Source organism: Collinsella sp. AM31-2AC (assembly GCF_003469285.1).
Taxonomy (GTDB): Bacteria; Actinomycetota; Coriobacteriia; order Coriobacteriales; family Coriobacteriaceae; genus Collinsella; species Collinsella aerofaciens_AT.
The window spans coordinates 1-2,236 of record NZ_QSJB01000038.1 but is presented as its reverse complement, the minus strand read 5'-3'; the positions used below and the strand labels follow the sequence as shown (position 1 = coordinate 2,236).

The window sequence follows — 2,236 nt, the reverse complement described above, 5'->3', positions numbered from 1 at the left end:
GACACCGTAACGGTGGGCGCCGCCCACCGGTCAGCGGCCAGAGCATGGGGGGCACGCCCGGTCCCGTTCCGAACCCGGAAGCTAAGCCCCATCGCGCCGAGAGTACTGCGGGGTGAGCCCGTGGGAGGCCAGGGCGCCGCTGACCGGTGGACGGCACCGAGCCGTCTGATGACTTGAAGAAGGGGGAGGCCTCGCGGCCTCCCCCTTTTTTGCGTTTACGGGCAACATTCCTTATGCAATTAAATCAATTTAATCATCCACCGCTGAATATAGACGTTCACCGTTCTTTGGTCGGTTCTCTGTTCTCAATGGACTAATATTTGCTTTAGCGCACTGCTGCGCTTGTCCTGTTTTACACGGGTCGTTTTATTGATTGTGAAGGAAGGACTCACATGGCAGATGTTCATGAGCTGCTTGATACTTGGATTGCCAATGTCAAGGACGAGGAGCTCCTCGCTGAGCTTAACACGATGAAGGAGCAGGGTGATGAGGACGCCATCACCGATGCTTTCTTCCAAGATCTCGCCTTCGGTACTGCCGGCCTTCGCGGCACTATCGGTGCGGGCACTAACCGTATGAATATCTATACGGTCGGTCGTGCGACCCAGGGATTCGCTGACTACCTCAATGCGACCTTCGAGCATCCAACGGTTGCCATCGCTCGCGATAGCCGCAATAAAGGTGAGCTGTTCGTTAAGACGACGGCTGCCATTCTTGCAGCAAACGGCGTGACTGCCCTCGTTTATCCCAAGATTTCTCCTGTGCCGACGCTCTCCTGGGCCGTCCGTGATCTTAAGTGCTCCGGTGGCATTTGCATGACCGCTAGTCATAACCCGGCACCGTATAACGGCTATAAGGCCTATGGCCCCGACGGCTGCCAGATCACCAGCGAGGCCGCCGATGCAATTTCTAAGGCTATCGCCGAGACCGATACGTTCACCGGTGTGAAGTCCATGGACTTCGATGAGGCTCTTGAGCAGGGCCTGGTCAAATGGATCGATGACTCGTGCCTCGAGCGTTATTACGACGCCGTTCTCGCTCGCGGCGTTACGAATCTTTCTGCCGAGGAGATTGCCGGCGCACCGCTCAAGCTTGTCTATACGCCGCTGAATGGTACCGGCCTCATTCCCGTCACCACGGTGCTCGAGCGCGCTGGCATCACTGATGTCACGGTTGTTCCCGAGCAGAAGGAACCTAACGGCGATTTCCCGACCTGCCCGTATCCTAACCCCGAGATCCGACAGGCCATGCAGAAGGGCATCGATCTCTGCGAGCAGGTTCACCCCGATCTGCTGCTTGCGACCGATCCCGACGCCGACCGTGTTGGTGTTGCCGTTAAGAATGGCGATGACTATCTGCTGCTGACCGGTAACGAGATGGGCGTCCTGCTGCTCGACTATATTTGCAAGACCCGTGCCGCCCGCGGCGAGGACCTCACTAAGAAGGTCGCGGTTACTACCATTGTTTCTTCCGCCATGGTCGATGCTCTGGCCGAGGAATATGGCTTTGAGCTCCGTCGCTGCCTGACGGGCTTCAAGTACATCGGTGACATCATTACCTCGCTTTCCGATGCCGGTGAAGTCGATCGCTTTATCTTCGGTTTTGAGGAGAGCTACGGTTATCTGGCTGGTGATCACGTGCGCGACAAGGACGCCGTGAGCACTTCGCTGCTGATTTGCCAGATGGCTCAGTATTACAAGCTGCAGGGTAAGAACCTCGCCGACGCGATGCACGAGCTGTACGAGAAGTATGGCTACTACCACAATAAGACGATTTCGCTGAGCTATCCGGGTGCTGAGGGTGCGGCAAAGATGGCCGGCATCATGGCCGGTCTGCGCGAGAACCCGCCCGCGGAGCTCGCCGGTTCCAAGATTGAAGCCGTCGTGGACTACAACACCTGCGTGAACGGCCTGCCGAAGGCTAATGTCATTGAGTTCGATCTCGAGGGTGGCAACAAGGGTATCGTCCGTCCTTCCGGCACCGAGCCCAAGATCAAGCTGTATATCTTTGCCAAGGGCGCGGATGCCGCCGAAGCTGATGCAGCACTTGACGCGATTGAAGAGTCCGGTCGCAAGCTGCTGGCATAAGGTATTTAAGAGTCTATTACTGTAGATAGGCGAAAGAGGGGATCTCGGAAACGAGGTCCCCTCTTATATTTACCCAGCCAGCCGAGAGTCCTTATATGTGTAGGAAATGTGTACGCCCAGATTCCCGACCCCGGCTCCCCTCCGGTCTG

Annotated in this window: 1 protein-coding gene and 1 rRNA gene; both read left to right on the top strand. The window is 56.9% G+C overall.

Annotated elements, in window-relative coordinates; translation table 11 throughout:
- The first annotated feature begins 29 nt into the window (after positions 1–29).
- Positions 30–145: ribosomal RNA gene (gene rrf, locus DW796_RS10245) — 5S ribosomal RNA — on the top strand.
- Between the two features lie 247 nt (positions 146–392).
- Positions 393–2,087, top strand: a complete 1,695-nt coding sequence (locus DW796_RS10240) for a phospho-sugar mutase (protein WP_055252695.1) — start codon at positions 393–395, stop codon at positions 2,085–2,087.
- The last annotated feature ends 149 nt before the right edge of the window (positions 2,088–2,236 follow it).